We start from the raw sequence: 16,089 nt of genomic DNA, 5'->3' as shown, positions 1-16,089 counted from the left end.
ACGATCAGAATCGACTCCGCACCGATGTCACCACGTCCCAACCCGGCCGCCGCCGCCCGCGCGGCTGTTGCTGCCGCCGCTGTCGCGGCCAGCAAAGGTGTTGCGTTGCCTCAGGCGATCCGCCACCAGGTGGGCGCCGACGACGTCAAACCCGACGGCCGCAAACGCCGGTGGGAAAGTCACAAGGAAGCCCGGCGCAGCGAACTGGTCGACGGCACCCTGGCTGCGGTGCGCACCCTCGGCGCCGATGCCGGGATGGATGAGATCGCCCAGGAGATAGGCGTTTCCAAGACCGTCCTCTACCGGTACTTCACCGACAAGAGCGACCTCACCACTGCCGCGATGATGCGTTTCATCGAGACCGTCCTGGTGCCGCGCCTTGGCAGTGCGATCAACGAGGACGTCGGCGAGTTCGAACTGACGCGGATGGTCATCTCGGTCTACGTGCAGACCGTTGCCGACGAACCGCAGATCTACTCGTTTGTGATGTCGGGCGGATCGGGCTCGGAGGTGGTGGCGGACTCCCAGAAGCTGATCGCCCAGATGCTCACGTTTGTCATGATCAACCGGCTCGTGGAGCAGGGCTCGCAAACCGGTGGTGTCGAGACCTGGGCCTACAGCCTTGTCGGGGCCATCCAGCTCGCAGTGCATTGGTGGATGGTCGAGCACCGGCTGGGGAAAGAGCAGCTGATCGACTACCTCACGATGATGGTGTGGTCCTCGATTGCCGGCATCACCGCAGCCGGGGGCTCGGCCGAGTACTTCAACTCCCTGGACCATCCCCTCCCGAAGGCGCCCGGCGCTCCGGGTGACCGCTGTCGGCGATCGTTGTCGGGCGCAGGTGGCCGCGGGATAGGTTTGTCGGCATGGCTGAGCACGAGGACGACGGGGCCGGGTCCTACTCAGGTCCGGCGACGGTGACGATCGACGGGCACGAGCCCGCGCAGGTTCAGGTGGAGCTGTCGGGGCATTTCGATCCGCTGGCAGGTCGTTACGTCTGGGCCGGACGCATCCGCGGGCTCGCGCCGGCATTGCCCGCCGACGTGGTGATAGCCGCCGGAACCCGGGCCATCGTCGAGACTCCGGAAGGGGCGGGCGAGGGTGAGCTGTCCGCGGTGGACCTGTTCGGCGGGTTCACCATCGCGGGCGTCACCGCTCCCCCGTTCGCGCAGCTACCCGACGACGTCGATCGCGACGACATCCACATCCCGGGGACGTCGACCGGAGAGGACACCCGGTGACCGAACGTGTGGCGCTGGTGACCGGCGCCAGCCGTGGCGTCGGCAAGGGTGTGGCGACGGCGCTGGGGGCCTGCGGCTGGACCGTCTACGTGACCGCACGCGGCGGTGTGACGCCGGATGAGCCACTGGGACAGACGGTGTCGGAGATCAACGCGTCCGGCGGCGCCGCGGTCGGCGTGAGCTGCGACCACTCCGACGACGCCTCGGTCTCCGCCTTGTTCGACCAGATCTCGGCCGACCATGGCCGACTCGACCTGCTGGTCAACAATGTCTGGGCGGCCCCGAAAGGGTTCGGCGGATTCAGCGACAAGTTCTGGGAGCGGCCGGTCGGTGATTGGGACACCCTGATCACGGTCGGTCTGCGGGCACACTACGTCGCCTGCGTGGAGGCCGCGAAGATCATGGTCCCGCAGGGCAGCGGCCTGATGGTCAACATCTCGTCGTTCGGGACGCGCGGCCACCTGCATTCGGTGCTGTACGGCATGAGCAAAGCCGCCCTCGACAAGATGGCATTCGACATGGGCCACGAACTCTTCGGCACCGGCGTGTCCGCGATCTCGTTGTGGCTGGGCCTGATTCAGACCGAGCTGCTGATGTCGCTGGGCATCGAGGAGTTCGCCGGTTTCCGGCTCGACGAGGCGGAACATCCACAGTTCGTCGGCCGCGTCATCGACCGTCTGTGGCAGGACCCCTCGTTGCCCGAGCGCAACGGCCACACCCTGGTGACCGCGGAACTCGGCGCGCAGTACGGGCTGGTGAACAACGACGGGACGCCACCGAAATCCCACCGCGAACCGTTCGGTGGCGGACCACTGTTCCCACCCGCCTGACCGACGCATACATCCGGTGCGGGCCGGGCGGTGCCGGTTCCCAGGTCGGCCCGTCAGTTCTTGACGCCGGCCTTCGTGGACTCGTACTGGTAGAACCCGTGGCCGGACTTCTTGCCGAGCCGGCCCGCCTCCACCATGCGCAGCAGCACAGGGGGCGGGGCGTACAGCGGTTCCTTGAACTCTTCGTACATCTTGTCGGCAATCGCCTTGACCGTGTCGAGACCGACGAGGTCACTCAGTTTGAGCGGGCCCATCGGATGGGCACAGCCGAGCACCATGGCCTTGTCGATGTCTTCCACCGTGGCAAATCCGCTCTCCACCATGCGAATCGCGGAGAGAAGGTAGGGAACCAGGAGTGCGTTCACAACAAACCCTGAGCGATCTGCCGATCGGACCACTTCTTTGCCCAGGATGTCGCGGGCGAATTGTTCTGCGCGCGTGGTCACCTCGGGCGAGGTCATCAACGTGGTCACCAGTTCCACGAGTGGGAGTACCGGAACCGGGTTGAAGAAGTGCATGCCGATCACACGGTCGGCATTGGCTGTGGCCATGCCCAGCTTCATGATCGGGATCGAGGAGGTGTTGGAAGCGAGCACGGCATTCGGGTCGGTGACCACTTTGTCGAGCTGTTTGAAGATCTCGGTCTTGATCGATTCGTCTTCGATCACTGCCTCACACACCATCTGCCGGTCAGCGAAGTCGCCCAGATCGGTGGTGAACCGCAGCCGCGCGGAGGCCTGCTCCCGTTCGCGTTCGGTGAGCTTTCCGCTGCTCACACCGCGATCAAGGGATCGCAGGATGCGGGATCTTCCGGCGGCTGCGAGCTCGCGGGTCGTCTCGTACACCAACACGTCGGCGTGCGCCCGGGCACAGACCTCGGCAATGCCTGCGCCCATCTGACCGGCACCGATCACGCCGACCCGCGAAATCTTCTCGCTCACAACAAGCTCCTAAAAAACAACGAGCACAACATCTTTGAACCGAAAAAAACGGAACCGAGATCTTCGAACCAAAACAGCCGACACCAAATGGCGAGAAGAGGGTAACCCTTGTGGGGTACGCCCAAAGCTTGCCCGGAAACCAGCAGGCGGCCCGCAACGTGAAGCTGCGGGCCGCCTGACTAGTTCGCTAGAGTCCCGGGGTGGCGGCTTAGTGGAATTGGCCTTCTTCGGTGCTTCCTGCCAGCGCGGTGGTGCTGCTGGTGGGATCGACGGTGGTGGCGATGTTGTCGAAGTAACCGGCGCCGACCTCACGCTGGTGCTTGACGGCGGTGAAGCCACGCTCGTCGGCGGCCTTGAACTCGCGGTTCTGCAGGTCGACGAACGCCGTCATCTGCTCGCGGGCGTAACCGTAGGCGAGATCGAACATGCCGTAGTTGAGCGAGTGGAAGCCGGCCAGGGTGATGAACTGGAACGTGAATCCCATGGCGCCGAGCTCGTTCTGGAACTTCGCGATCGTTGAGTCGTCGAGGTGCTTGCTCCAGTTGAACGACGGGCTGCAGTTGTAGGACAGCAGCTGGTCCGGGAACTCGCTCTTGACGGACTCGGCGAACTTGCGGGCGAGCTCGAGATCGGGGGTGCCGGTCTCCATCCAGATCATGTCCGCGTACGGCGCGTAGGACTTGGCGCGCTCGATGCACGGCTCGATGCCGTTCTTGACGTGGTAGTAGCCCTCGGCGGTGCGCTCACCGGTGACGAACTTCTTGTCCCGATCGTCGACGTCGGAGGTGATCAGCGTGGCGGCCTCGGCGTCGGTGCGGGCGATGACCACGGTCGGAACGTTGGCGACGTCTGCAGCCAAGCGCGCCGCGCTCAGGGTGCGGATGTGCTGCTGGGTCGGGATGAGCACCTTGCCACCGAGGTGGCCGCACTTCTTCTCCGAAGCCAGCTGGTCTTCCCAGTGGGTGCCGGCGGCGCCTGCGGCGATCATGGCCTTCTGCAGCTCGTAGACGTTCAGCGCGCCACCGAAGCCGGCTTCACCGTCGGCGACGATGGGGACAACCCAGTTGTCGACCGAGTTGTCACCCTCGACGCGGGCGATCTCGTCGGCGCGCAGCAGAGCGTTGTTGATGCGACGGACGACCGAGGGAACCGAGTTCGCGGGGTACAGCGACTGGTCCGGGTACGTGTGGCCCGAGAGGTTGGCGTCGCCGGCGACCTGCCAGCCGGAGAGGTACACGGCCTTGAGGCCGGCGCGAACCTGCTGCACAGCCTGGTTACCGGTCAGGGCACCGAGTGCGTTGATGTAGCTGCCGTCACCCTGGGTGACACCCTCCCAGAGGATCTCGGCGCCACGGCGCGCGAGGGTCTGCTCTTCGACCACAGAACCCTGGAGGTTCGCGACCGACTCCGCGCTGTAGTCGCGGGTGATGCCCTTCCAACGAGGATTGGTGTCCCAGTCCTGCTGGATCTCTTCGGCAGTCCTTGGTTTTCCGACGGTGCTCATATCTCGCACTCCATTTTCGTTAGCTTGCTGGTGTAGTGGCCCGCTCCGGTGGGTCCGGAGCCCAGCCGAACCTGATCGGGGCAAATTAACAACTTCTTCACCCTGGCGAGGCGGTGCCTTAACCGAGAGTGCCACACACAAATCCGCAGGTCCACAGGTTGTCTCGTGTGAATTCGGGCCAGCTTTTCCCACCGTTTTGCAAACTTTGCGAAGATCAGGCTGTGAACCGGCCTGAATTAACTACTCTCCAGTACGCAAAAAGTACGCGCGTACTGGGATTTTGCAGCGGGGCCTCCCACTCGATTCCTGTGACCGTGAGCAACACTCAACCCGCGTAGGCCACCGGCAGCAACGGCGATACGGTGATCACAATCACACACAGAATCGGACACGAGCTGTGTCCGGCCGATGCCGAAGGGTCAGGCCGCTGCGCGAAGGACCGCGCGCTTGAACAAGTCCGAGAAGCCGAGGTCGCTCATCCCACCCTCGGACGAGATGGCCACCACTTGCACCGTGATCCCGTCGACGACCGCGTAGCCGGCCAAGGTCTGCTGGACGTCGGTTCGGCCACCGGGATACGTCGTCGTCGCGGTCGACTTCACCAGCAACGACACTGACGTGGGCAACGGCGGCGGGCTCAGCCGCTGGTTGTCGGTCACCACCGTGGTGCCCGCAGTGCTCCCCTGCGTGATCGTGACGGTGACCCTGGCGCACGCGCCGGTGCTCGTCCGGACATCGGCGTCGATGTCTCGGACCGCAGTGGTCACGAGCTCGGTGATCGTGTTCCCGACCGGGGACTGGCGTGCCGATACGGCCGCGTTGCCCGCATCGAGTTGTTCGTTGAGATCGGCGTCGGCGGTGGGCCGGCACTGCGCCGGTTCGAACACGGCGGTCTGCGCCGCAGCCAGGGCGGCCGCATTCTGGTCGCGGAGATCGACGATCCCCAACTCCGTCGGTTGGTATCCGTCCGGGAACTCACGGGCGGGCAGCAACTTCTCCGAAAGACTCGTCGGCTCCTCCGACGACGACGATGCGGGCCCATCGTCTGTCGAATCGTCGCCGCATCCGGCACTGATCAGGCCCAGCACCGTCAGCACGATGACCCCCGCACCCACTCGTCTGCGCAACACCCACACAGGTTAGACAGTCCCGCCGGCGACCACGTCAGCACAGCCGCCGCAGCGCATCCGTCCGGACAACTCGCTGGTCGACCTCGTTCCGACACATCTGGCGTCGGTCGCGAGCCGCCTACGCTAGGAGGATGCCCAAGACCTACGTCGGCGCCCGACTGCGACAGCTGCGCTCCGAGCGCGGCATCTCCCAGGTTGCCCTGGCGCAGTCACTGGACATCTCCCCGTCGTATCTCAATCAGATCGAGCACGACGCACGACCTCTGACCGCTCCCGTATTGCTCAAGATCAGCGAGGTGTTCGGCGTCGACACCTCATTCTTCGATTCTCAGGACAATGCGCGACTGATCGCCGAGGTGCGTGAGGTGGTGATGGACGAGGACGTGGGCGCCAGCGCCGACGCTCAGGAGATCACCGATCTGGTCGCCAGCCATCCCGAACTCGCCAAGGCCATGGTGAACCTGCACCGCAGATATCGGATCGCCACCGATCAACTCGCAGCCGCAACCGACGACCGGGGCGACGGCAGCATGCGCGGTTCGATCAGCGCACCGCACGAAGAGGTGCGCGACTACTTCTATCAGCGTCACAACTACCTCCACGAGCTCGACACCGCCGCCGAAGAGCTCACCACTCGCATGCGGATGCACTCCGGCGACGTTCGGCACGAGATCACCGACAGACTGCAGACGGTGCACGGGGTACAGATCGTGCGACGGGTCGACCTGGGTGACACCGTGCTGCACCGATTCGACCCCGACACGCGACGTCTGGAGATCTCGGGGCACCTCTCCCAGGGACAGCGGGTGTTCAAGCTGGCAGCCGAACTCGGGCACCTCGAGTGCGGCGACCTCATGCGTCAGATGGTCGACGAGGGCAACTTCACCTCGGACGAGGCCCGGCGGCTGGCCCTACTCGGGATGGCGAACTACTACGCCGCCGCCGCGGTGCTGCCCTATTCTCAGTTCCACGGTGCCGCAGAGGATTATCGCTACGACATCGAACGACTCTCGGCGTTCTTCTCGGTGTCGTACGAGACGATCTGCCATCGGCTGTCCACTCTGCAGCGCCCCAACCTGCGCGGTGTGCCGTTCACGTTCGTGCGCGTCGACCGCGCCGGCAACATGTCGAAACGACAGTCCGCCACCGGTTTCCACTTCTCGAACAGCGGCGGCACGTGCCCGCTGTGGAACGTGTACGAGACGTTCGGCTCGCCAGGCAAGATCCAGATCCAGATCGCCCAGATGCCCGACGGCCGCAACTACCTCTGGGTGGCGCGCACCGTCGAGCGGCGGGCGGCGCGGTTCGGCCAGCCCGGCAAGACCTTTGCCATCGGGTTGGGTTGCGAGCAACGTCATGCGGCGCGGCTCGTGTACTCCGACGGTCTCGAGATCGGTCCACAGGCCAACGTGACCCCGATCGGTGCCGGGTGCCGGGTCTGTGAACGGGTCAATTGCCCGCAGCGAGCCTTCCCCGCGCTCGGCGTCAAGCTCGACATCGACGAGCACCGCAGCACCGTCTCGCCGTACCTGGTGCGCTGAACCCGAGCCGCCAAAACCTAGACCGGATCGAGGATACGCCGCAGGAACTGCTTGGTCCGTTGGTGTTTGGGTGCACCGATGACCTCAGCAGGTGGCCCCTTCTCCAACACCACCCCGCCGTCGGCGAACAGCACCTGGTCGGCGACCTTCTGCGCGAAGTGGATCTCGTGGGTCACCACGATCATCGTCCAACCCTGTGCGGCAAGGTCTTTCATCACCCCCAGCACCTCCCCCACCAGCTCGGGGTCCAGAGCTGACGTGGGCTCGTCGAACAGCATCAGTTTGGGCTTGAGTGCGAGCGCTCGGGCGATCCCCACACGCTGCTGCTGGCCTCCGGACAGTTGATGCGGGTACTGGTCGCGCTTGTCGGTAAGGCCGACTTGCTCCAGCAATGCCTTGGCGTCGGTGATGACCTCGTCGCGCGGGCGCTTCTGCACGATCGTCGGGCCTTCGATGATGTTCTCCAGCACCGTCTTGTGCGGAAACAGATTGTGTCCCTGGAACACCATGCCCGACTGCGCCCGGTACCGGGCCAGCAGCGGCTTCGCGACCGGTGCGTCGAAATCGACGGCGACGTCGGCGATGGAGACCTGGCCGCCGTCGGGGATGTCGAGTGCGTTGAGCGAGCGCAGGATGGTTGTCTTGCCTGATCCGGAAGGACCGATCAGCGTGGTGACCGATCCGGTTGCAACGGTGAAGTCGATGCCCCGGAGCACGTGGTTGTCGCCGAATGATTTGGAGAGACCGTTGACGGTCACCAGGTCGCCGGTGGGCTGGGATTTACGGAGATCGGTCATTTGGCCACAAACCTGTCCAGTCGGAGCTCGAGGCGTCCCTGCACAAAGGACAGTGCAAGGCACACAATCCAGTAATACAGGGCGGCGGTGCCGTAGAGGGCGAAGTACTCGAAGGCGGGGGCTGCCGCGATCTGCGCGGTCCGTAGAAGCTCGGTCACCAGGATCGTCGAGGCCAGCGATGTGTCTTTCACCAATGAGATCAGGGTGTTCGACAGCGGCGGAACAGCCGTGCGCAGAGCCTGAGGCAGGATGATGCGCCGGAGGGCGGTGGTGTAGCCCATCCCGATCGTCTCCGCGGCCTCCCACTGGCCCTTGGGAATACTGCCGATGGCCGCCCTGATGATCTCGGCAGCGTAGCCACCGACGTTGAGGCTGAACGCGATTGCTGCGGCCGGGAACGGATTGATGAGGATGTTCAATTCGGGCAGTGCGTAGAAGATGATGAAGAGCTGCACCAGCAACGGGGTGCCTCGGATCAGGGATATGTAGATCCGGGCCACCGAGGAGATGGCCCGGTTCCTCGACATCCTGGCCAGTGCCACGCCGAGCGCGATGACCAGTCCGAAGAAGAAGCTGATCGCCGTCAGCGGGATGGTGACGGTGATGGTGGCCTTGGCCATCGGCCAGAGGTTGTCGGCGATGAGCTCCCACGTGCTCGGTGCTGTCTTTCCCTCGGACGTGCCGGCTGCGTTGGCGTCTAGATAGGTCTGCGAGATCTCCTCGAGGGTTCCGTCCGCCCGGAGCTCGTCCAGCGCGCCATTGATGTTGTCGAGCAGTCCACTGTCCTTGCGGGCGGCAAACGCCTGCTCGGAGCGCTCCCCGATGTTCGCGGCGATCTTGATGCTGGTGTCGCCGGTGGTGGCCTGATAGGCGAGCACCGAGAGACTGTCGTTGACCGTGGCCTGCACCCGGCCCTGGTTGAGCAGTTTGATCGCGGGGGTGAAACCGTCCACCGACTCGACGGTTGCCCCGGCGTCTCGTGCCACCCCGGCCCAGTTGCTGGTCTCCGTCTGCGCGGTGGTCTTGCCCCGGAGGTCGGCCAGCGACGTGATGGACGTGTCGTCGGCCTGGGTGACGATCACACCCTCTCCGATCGCGTAGGGCTCCGACAGGTCGTATTTCGCCTTGCGCTCGTCGGTGATGGTGACCTGATTGGCCACCACATCGAAGCGGTCGGCCTCGAGGGCGGCGAAGATCGAGTCGAAGGGCACCTCGACGAACTCCACCCGCAGACCGAGCTTGTCGCCCACGGCCTTTGCGACGTCGACGTCGTAGCCGACCAGTTCGCCGGTCTGGGAGTCGTGGTAGCTGAAGGGCGCATACGTGCCCTCCGTCCCGACCCGCAGCACACCTGATTTCTCGAGTTCGGCAAAGCCACCGACATCGTCACCGCCGCACCCGGCAAGAACGGCCATGGCCGCAAGCGCGGCTCCGACCATGATCAGTATCCGACGCACAAGTCGCTCCACTCCTCGATCATCAGCCGCCTCGCTCAACTCTGCCCGAAAGGCCCGCTTGGCGACCATCCAGGTCCGGGAAAACGCCGACAGTGCTTCGGCAGATCCGAAATGACTCTGAGCGGCTCGGGGGCGGCGGCACTCGGATAGGTTTGCGTCGTGAGTTCACAACGGATCGACCCCGGAAACCTTCGTCAGCTCGGACCGTTCAACTGGGTGATCAGCAAGGGTGCCGCGCGCACCCTCGGCCTGTCGGACATGCACCTGTTCTCCACGCTGGGCCGCGGCAAGGGCCTTTTTCGTGGATGGCTGCACTATTCGGCGAAGATGATGCCTTTTGGCTCACTCGCTCGGCACGACACCGAACTGGTGATCATCAGAACCGCTCATCTACGCACCTGCGAGTACGAACTCGACCATCACAAGCGTCTCGGGAAGCGCGCGGGCATCGACGAGGCGGAGTTCTCGCGGATCCTCCAGGGACCGGACGCGGGATGGTCGGGCAAAGAACTGGCGTTGCTGCGCGCGGTCGACGAGCTGGTGGGTACCAAGGACCTGAGCGACGTGACGTGGAAAGAGCTGTCGGCGCATCTCGACGACCGCCGACTCATCGAGTTCGTCCTGCTCGTCGGTCAATACGATTCGCTGGCCACCACGATCGGAACGTTGCGCATCGAGCGTGACCATTGAGCGCCGCCACCGACAAGGTTCGCGACATGCTCGACCCGGGGCGGGTGCCCGTGCCCATCGACGACAGCCGGGGTTACCTCGACCTCCTCGGACCACCCGAGCCCGCTGCGAGCACCAGCTTGTCGATCATGCAGAACCCGGTGTTCGCCACCATCTATGAGCGGGCATGGCGGCCGGTGTTCACCCGACTGTTCAGCCTGGGCGGCACGTCCACAAAGGAGTTCGACCGGCAACTGGTTGCGCGTCTGGGCCGCGCCGGCGACCGCACCATCCTCGATGTGGCATGCGGCCCTGGCAATTACACCCGCACACTGTCCGATCAGCTGACCGGGGAGGGGGTGTGCGTGGGTCTGGACTTCTCGGTTCCGATGATCGAACGGGCGGTGCGCACCAACAGCGGACCGCGAGTGGCCTACATACGCGCCGACGCACACGAAATACCTTTTCCCGACGGCACTTTCGACACCGTCTGCTGCCTGGCCGCTCTTTACCTCGTTCCCGACCCCGGTGTGGTGCTCGATGAGCTCGCCAGGGTGACGGCGCCGCAGGGCGAGGTCGCGGTCTTCACCTCACTGCGGACCCCACTCACATCGCTTCCGGGTGTGTCGTTGGTCGCCGGCCGGAGCGGCTACCACCTCTTTGAGCGGAACGAGGTGATCGACCGACTGCGGGCAGCCGGTCTTGTCGACATCGAACAGACCGTCACCGGCCAGGCCCAGTACGTCACTGCGCGCAAACCCGGCTGAACACCTCGGGCGCCGGGACAACGGGGTCAACTCAGGGCGTGAAGGTTTTTCGCCGTCGGTGATTTCTCGACCGACTCGGGATCAGGGTCCGTCCCCAGCAGCCGATCGGCCGTACCGGAGGTGGTCACGGTGAACCAATAGTGCTCGTTCTTGTAGTGATGAAACCGGTGGTTGCGCCACGTCGCCTTGTACAGACGGCTTTTCGGCTTGTAGTCGGTATGGATCAGATAGTGCGTCCACTCGTAGACGAGCCCCAGCGCACCCAGCGTGGTCAGGAATGTCAGTCCCAGCCCGAGCCGTCCGAACCCGAAGACGCCGATCAGGACTGAAACCGGGATCACGACGCAGAGCACGCGCCACGGGATGAAGATCAGCGGTATGTTCCGCGGATCCCGGTGGTGTTCACGGTGTTTGCGCGAGAGCAGTGAATCGACCTTCAGCGAACCGACAGATCTCGGGCGCCAGTGGAGAACACCGACGTGAATGATCCACTCCGCCAGCGGGAACGACGCGATCATCACCGCCGGTACCACCGCGTCGGTCCAGTGCCAATCGGCCACCACGACGCGAGCTGCACCGGACCCGGCCAGCAGCACCGCGATCATCCACGGTGTGGGATGTCGTACGAACTCGCCGAACGCGGCACCGAGGGTCAGTCCGCGACGAGTACTCGATCGCCCCTGCTCGTCTTTACGAATCCGGTCATGGGCTCGACGGTCAGATGTCATCGGTGTCCTCCGAATCGGATGTCCCCTCGCGCAGCAAGGTCTCCATGTCTCCGAACGCCGACATCAAGATAGATGTGGCGGGTGCGAGCAGGGTGGCGGCCGCCTGGGTGGCCGCCGCAGGATCGCGATCTGCGATCGCCTCGACGATCGCGCGGTAACCGTCGGCGTTGCCGACTTCGTCGGCCAGCGCCACCGCGAACGCTGACAACGCCGGTTCGTAAGCGGCCCGCATGGTGTTGTACAAGAGCCGGAAGGTGATCGAATCGGCACCGTCGACCACCGCGTCCCAGAAATCGAGCGCCGCAACCTGTTGGGCCACTGGCTCTGCGGTGTCGGCGAGCTTCTGCGCCGCCGACCGCGCCGCGGCTATCTGGGTATCGTTTGCACGCTGCGCAGCCAGTTCGGCCACTTTGGGTCCGATGTGCGCCCTGGCCTCCACCACCGAGCGGGCCACGGACACATCGAGTTCGCCTCCTCGAAAGAGCAGTCGCGGAAGGAGATCGAGCCCGCCGAACCTTCTGACGTCCTGGACCGTGGTGCCCCCACCCTGCTTGATGCTGACCAGGCCTGCCGCGGCCACACGTTTCATCGCCTCACGAATCGCCGGTCTCGACACTCCCAGCACTCTGGCCAACTCCCGCTCGCTGGGCAGGTTCTGGCCCGCAGGCAGGTCCCCGCTGAGCACTCCGTCGACGATCTGCTCGAACACGTCTTCGGGCACGCTGCGATGTTTGATCGGTTCGAACGGCATGCCCCGACGATAGGAGCGACCTGGCTATAGGTCAAGTGGTCTTACCAATTTCGGTGAGCTAGCGTGAGTCCATGACCGACCGAACCCACGTCCACGCGTTCACCGACGACGCACTCGGCGAACACGACGCAACGTCACTGGCCGCAGCGATCGCCGCAGGTGAGATCAGCGCACGCGAGGCAGCCGACGCCGCCATCGCCCGCGCGGAGAAAGTGAATCCCGAACTCAACGCAATTGTGGTGACGGACTACGACCGCGCCCGCACTGCTTCTGAACGGCCGGCCGGCGGGGTGTTCGCTGGGGTACCGACCTTCATCAAGGACAACACCGACATCGCCGGCCTGCCGACGGGCCACGGCTCCGAAGCCGTTCGCCCGAAGGTCAAGGCCACCACGGAGCCGTACGCCGAGCAGTACCTCGCCTCAGGCATGACGATGCTGGGCAAGACCACCCTGCCGGAGTTCGGCTTCAACGCGACCACCGAGTTCCAGCACCTGCCGCCCACCCGGAATCCGTGGAACACCGCCTATTCCGCCGGTGCCTCATCCGGCGGGTCGGCCGCCCTGGTCGCTGCAGGCGTGGTGCCGATCGCTCACGCCAACGACGGCGGCGGGTCGATCCGTATCCCGGCTGCCGCTTGCGGATTGGTCGGCCTCAAGTTGACGCGCGGCCGCGAGGTGCAGTCGCTGCAGGGCAAGCAGATGCCGGTCGACATCGTGTCGAACAACGCGGTGACCCGTACCGTGCGCGACACCGCTGCGTTCGTCGCAGCAATCGAACGGTTCCGGCCCGCCGCGAGGTTGCCCCGCGTGGGCAAGGTGGAAGGCCCATCCGAGCGACGTCTGCGGATCGGATTGATCACCGATTCCATCGCAGGCGAGCCCACCGACGCAGAGACCAAATCGGCCGTCGACGAGACAGCAGCGTTGTTGGCGTCTCTGGGGCACGACATCCGTGACATCACAATTCCCACCGATCAGACCTTTGTCCGCGACTTCATCCACTACTGGGCTCTGATGGCCTTCTCCACCCAGCATTTCGGCGGTCGGGTGACGGGCTCTCCGTTCGACAAGTCGAAGACGGACTCGCTGACCAAAGGCCTGTCGCGGCAATTCGTTCGCCGGCCATGGCTGACGCCGTTGTCGATCCGTGGCCTCAAGAGAAGCGAGCGCCAGTACCGCGAGGCATTCACCGACCTCGACATCGTGCTGTCGCCGGTTCTCGGGCACACCACCCCGGAGCTCGGATACCTGTCCCCCGCAGCCGGATTCGACGTGATGTTCCCGCGCTTGGTCAACTACGTGAGTTTCACCCCGTTGAACAACGCCGCCGGTGGACCGGCGATGTCGCTACCGCTGGGTCGCACCACCGGCGGCCTGCCCATCGGCGTGCACTTCTCGGCGGCACATGGTGACGAACGAACCCTGCTGGAGTTGGCGTTCGAGCTCGAGGCAGCACGTCCCTTTGCCCGTATCCAGGACCAGGTGCAGGCAACCGGCTGAGCCACCTCAGCAACCCGAAGGGCGACTAGCTCACACTTGCCAGCGCGAACGGCAGCACCTCGCTCGCACCGGCCCGGCGTAGCTGGCGTGCGGCCATCGTCAAGGTCCATCCGGTGTCGGCGATGTCGTCGACCAGCAGCACCGGCCCCACCACTTCGGAGAGCACTGCCGGGTCTGGATCGACCCACGACTCGGCAAGTGCGGCAACGCGATATGCGGAGTTGGCGGCAGTCACCGGCCGACGGTCGGGCGCGTACCGCAGCGTGCCGAGATTGGTCAGTCGGCCCAGTTCCGACAAGCGGTCGGTGACCGAACCGATCAGGATCGGGTGGGTGTCAGAGTCGAGCCCCATGATGGCTGTGGGCCGGTTCTGCCACGGCCAGGCCGCCAGAACTGCGACAGCTGCCTTGATCACCTCGTCCGGGGCCGGAGCGTCCGGCTCGTCGAGCAGCCGGCGCAGGCGCGCGCCCCAGCCCAGGTCGGTGAGACGGCCGATGACCCGGCCCATCTCGGGGCCGTCTTTGATCTTGCCGGAGAGCTCCACACCGAGCTTCTTCATTCCCGAAGGCCATTGCTTGCGTGGGGCCAGTTCGACGCCCGGCCGTTGCAATTGTTCGCGGGCCGCATCCAGTGCCGCCCGGTCGACGTCGGCCGAATAGCGTTGTCCGGCACAGTTGTCGCACCGTCCGCACCTGCTGCCTGACTCCAGTTCGGGGTCGTCCAATTGTTCGCGCAGAAACGCCATCCTGCACCCGTCGGTGCCCTGGTAATCGAGCATTGCCTGCTGTTCGCGGCGACGTGCCTGCTCGAGCTTCTCGTACCGCGCCTCGTCGTACGTCCAGGGCTGGCCGGTACCCAGCCATCCGCCCTTGACCCGTCGAACGGCCCCGTCGACGTCGAGTACCTTGAGCACCATCTCCAGCCGCGACCGCCCGAGGTCGACCAGCGGCTCCAACGCCGGTGTCGATTGTGGTCGCTCGGTGTCGAGCGCCTCGATGACCCTGCGCACCAACGCTTCCGGGGGAAAGGCCACCGACGCGAAGTAGCGCCAGATCTCCTGATCTTCGCTGCCCGGCAGCAGGATCACCTCGGCGCTCGCCGTGGAGCGCCCCGCGCGGCCGACCTGCTGGTAGTAGGCGATCGGCGACGACGGTGCGCCGAGGTGGATGACAAAGCCGAGGTCCGGCTTGTCGAAGCCCATGCCGAGGGCCGAGGTGGCCACCAAAGCCTTCACCCGATTGGCGAGGAGGTCGGCCTCGAGCTGTTCCCGCTCGGCCGCATCGGTGGATCCCGTGTAGGCCGCGACCTGATGCCCCATGTCGGTGAGCAGCGTCGCCACATCGCGGGCCGCCGAGACGGTGAGTGTGTAGATGATGCCCGATCCTTCGATCGAACCGATGTGTGCGGCAAGCCAAGCCACCCGCTCGGCCGATGTCGCGACTTTCACGACCGACAGGTGCAGCGACTCGCGATCGAGGCCACCACGCAGCACCAGCGTGTCACCGCCGCCCACGCCGAGCTGAGCGGCCACATCGTCGACCACCCGGTCGTTGGCGGTCGCGGTGGTGGCGAGCACCGGCACGTCCGTACCCAGTTCGGCAACCAGGGTGCGGATCCGCCGATAGTCAGGCCGGAAGTCGTGGCCCCAGTCCGACACACAATGCGCCTCGTCCACCACCACGAGCCCTGCGTCGGCGGCGAGAGACGGGAGCACGTTGTCGCGGAAGTCCGGGTTGTTCAAGCGCTCCGGACTGACGAGGAGGACGTCGAGGTCGCCTTCGGCCACCCGCTGGTGGATGTCGTCCCATTCGGTCACATTGCCCGAGTTGATGGTCGCGGCCTTGACGCCGCCCGCTCTGCGGACGCAACCTGGTTGCGCATCAGGGCGAGCAGCGGCGAGACGATGACCGTGGCGCCGCGGCCCTCGGCGCGCAGGAGTTTGGCCGCGATGAAGTAGACGGCGGATTTCCCCCAGCCCGTACGCTGCACCACCAGTGCGCGTCGCCGCTGCACGACGAGCGCCTCGATCGCGGTCCACTGGTCGTCGCGCAACGTGGCGGCCGGACCTGCCAGTTGCTCGAGGATCTCCTGGGCCTGCGCGCGCGTGGCTGTGGTTCCGGTTCCCGTGGTCATTGCCCCATCGTGCCCTGCTTCTACGACATCGTCTTCATCGGCGGAACGCCCCGCGCGAATCCGCGGTGCCATGCCGCACGAGAGGTCCGCGGCCGCTC

Annotated in this window: 14 protein-coding genes and 1 pseudogene; 7 read left to right on the top strand and 8 right to left on the bottom strand. The window is 65.3% G+C overall.

Annotated elements, in window-relative coordinates; all coding sequences use genetic code 11:
* Positions 1-24 precede the first annotated feature (24 nt).
* Genes MVA47_RS08145 through MVA47_RS08135 form a run of 3 tightly spaced genes read left to right on the top strand, consistent with a single transcriptional unit; the run spans position 25 to position 2,071 of the window.
* Entirely contained in the window at positions 25-921 is an 897-nt protein-coding gene (locus MVA47_RS08145) for a TetR/AcrR family transcriptional regulator (protein WP_247207423.1), read from the top strand.
* Entirely contained in the window at positions 867-1,241 is a 375-nt protein-coding gene (locus MVA47_RS08140; protein ID WP_247207422.1) for a DUF4873 domain-containing protein, read from the top strand. The genes MVA47_RS08145 and MVA47_RS08140 overlap by 55 nt, the downstream gene beginning before the upstream one ends.
* The gene (locus MVA47_RS08135) at positions 1,238-2,071 is read left to right on the top strand and encodes an SDR family NAD(P)-dependent oxidoreductase (protein ID WP_247207421.1); all 834 of its coding nucleotides are present in this window, start codon (positions 1,238-1,240) and stop codon (positions 2,069-2,071) included. Before MVA47_RS08140 ends, MVA47_RS08135 begins: the two co-directional genes overlap by 4 nt.
* A 53-nt stretch (positions 2,072-2,124) precedes the next feature.
* Here the strand turns inward: MVA47_RS08135 and MVA47_RS08130 are convergent, their stop codons facing one another.
* The 3 genes from MVA47_RS08130 to MVA47_RS08120 form a co-directional block, all read right to left on the bottom strand.
* Positions 2,125-3,012 carry a 3-hydroxybutyryl-CoA dehydrogenase gene (locus MVA47_RS08130; RefSeq protein ID WP_247207420.1) on the bottom strand — a complete coding sequence of 296 codons (888 nt, stop codon included), beginning with the start codon at positions 3,010-3,012 and terminating at the stop codon, positions 2,125-2,127.
* Positions 3,013-3,220: 208 nt separating this feature from the next.
* The gene (gene aceA, locus MVA47_RS08125) at positions 3,221-4,516 is read right to left on the bottom strand and encodes an isocitrate lyase (RefSeq protein ID WP_023957510.1); all 1,296 of its coding nucleotides are present in this window, start codon (positions 4,514-4,516) and stop codon (positions 3,221-3,223) included.
* Between the two features lie 419 nt (positions 4,517-4,935).
* On the bottom strand, positions 4,936-5,646 hold the full coding sequence (locus MVA47_RS08120) for a hypothetical protein (protein WP_247207419.1): 711 nt from the start codon (positions 5,644-5,646) through the stop codon (positions 4,936-4,938).
* A 131-nt stretch (positions 5,647-5,777) separates the two neighbouring features.
* Between MVA47_RS08120 and ramB the strand changes: the two genes are divergently transcribed.
* Positions 5,778-7,187, top strand: a complete 1,410-nt coding sequence (gene ramB, locus MVA47_RS08115) for an acetate metabolism transcriptional regulator RamB (RefSeq protein ID WP_247207418.1) — start codon at positions 5,778-5,780, stop codon at positions 7,185-7,187.
* 17 nt (positions 7,188-7,204) lie between these two features.
* Here ramB and MVA47_RS08110 read toward each other — a convergent pair whose 3' ends face one another.
* Positions 7,205-7,984 (bottom strand): amino acid ABC transporter ATP-binding protein, encoded by a 780-nt coding sequence (locus MVA47_RS08110; RefSeq protein WP_281504690.1) that lies wholly within the window; start codon positions 7,982-7,984, stop codon positions 7,205-7,207.
* The gene (locus tag MVA47_RS08105) at positions 7,981-9,399 is read right to left on the bottom strand and encodes an ABC transporter permease subunit (protein ID WP_247210659.1); all 1,419 of its coding nucleotides are present in this window, start codon (positions 9,397-9,399) and stop codon (positions 7,981-7,983) included. Before MVA47_RS08105 ends, MVA47_RS08110 begins: the two co-directional genes overlap by 4 nt.
* Positions 9,400-9,600: 201 nt before the next feature.
* Here MVA47_RS08105 and MVA47_RS08100 point away from each other — a divergent pair, with 201 nt between their 5' ends.
* Positions 9,601-10,131: a carboxymuconolactone decarboxylase family protein gene (locus MVA47_RS08100; protein WP_023957520.1), complete on the top strand. Its 531-nt coding sequence runs from the start codon at positions 9,601-9,603 to the stop codon at positions 10,129-10,131.
* Between the two features lie 26 nt (positions 10,132-10,157).
* Complete coding sequence (locus MVA47_RS08095; RefSeq protein ID WP_374474360.1) at positions 10,158-10,877, top strand: class I SAM-dependent methyltransferase; 720 nt, start codon at positions 10,158-10,160, stop codon at positions 10,875-10,877.
* A 26-nt stretch (positions 10,878-10,903) separates the two neighbouring features.
* Here the strand turns inward: MVA47_RS08095 and MVA47_RS08090 are convergent, their stop codons facing one another.
* Both MVA47_RS08090 and MVA47_RS08085 read right to left on the bottom strand, forming a co-directional pair.
* Positions 10,904-11,605: a sterol desaturase family protein gene (locus MVA47_RS08090; RefSeq protein ID WP_247207417.1), complete on the bottom strand. Its 702-nt coding sequence runs from the start codon at positions 11,603-11,605 to the stop codon at positions 10,904-10,906.
* Positions 11,595-12,356 (bottom strand): FadR/GntR family transcriptional regulator, encoded by a 762-nt coding sequence (locus MVA47_RS08085; protein WP_247207416.1) that lies wholly within the window; start codon positions 12,354-12,356, stop codon positions 11,595-11,597. The genes MVA47_RS08090 and MVA47_RS08085 overlap by 11 nt, the downstream gene beginning before the upstream one ends.
* 71 nt (positions 12,357-12,427) lie before the next feature.
* On the opposite strand from MVA47_RS08085, the gene MVA47_RS08080 reads away from it, so the two are divergent.
* The gene (locus tag MVA47_RS08080; RefSeq protein ID WP_247207415.1) at positions 12,428-13,858 is read left to right on the top strand and encodes an amidase; all 1,431 of its coding nucleotides are present in this window, start codon (positions 12,428-12,430) and stop codon (positions 13,856-13,858) included.
* Between the two features lie 25 nt (positions 13,859-13,883).
* Here the strand turns inward: MVA47_RS08080 and MVA47_RS26685 are convergent.
* Positions 13,884-15,991 (bottom strand): annotated as a pseudogene (locus tag MVA47_RS26685) (RecQ family ATP-dependent DNA helicase).
* Between the last annotated feature and the right edge of the window lie 98 nt (positions 15,992-16,089).

This window comes from Williamsia sp. DF01-3, from assembly GCF_023051145.1.
Classification (GTDB): Bacteria; Actinomycetota; Actinomycetes; order Mycobacteriales; family Mycobacteriaceae; genus Williamsia.
This window is presented reverse-complemented; position numbering and strand designations above follow the sequence as displayed.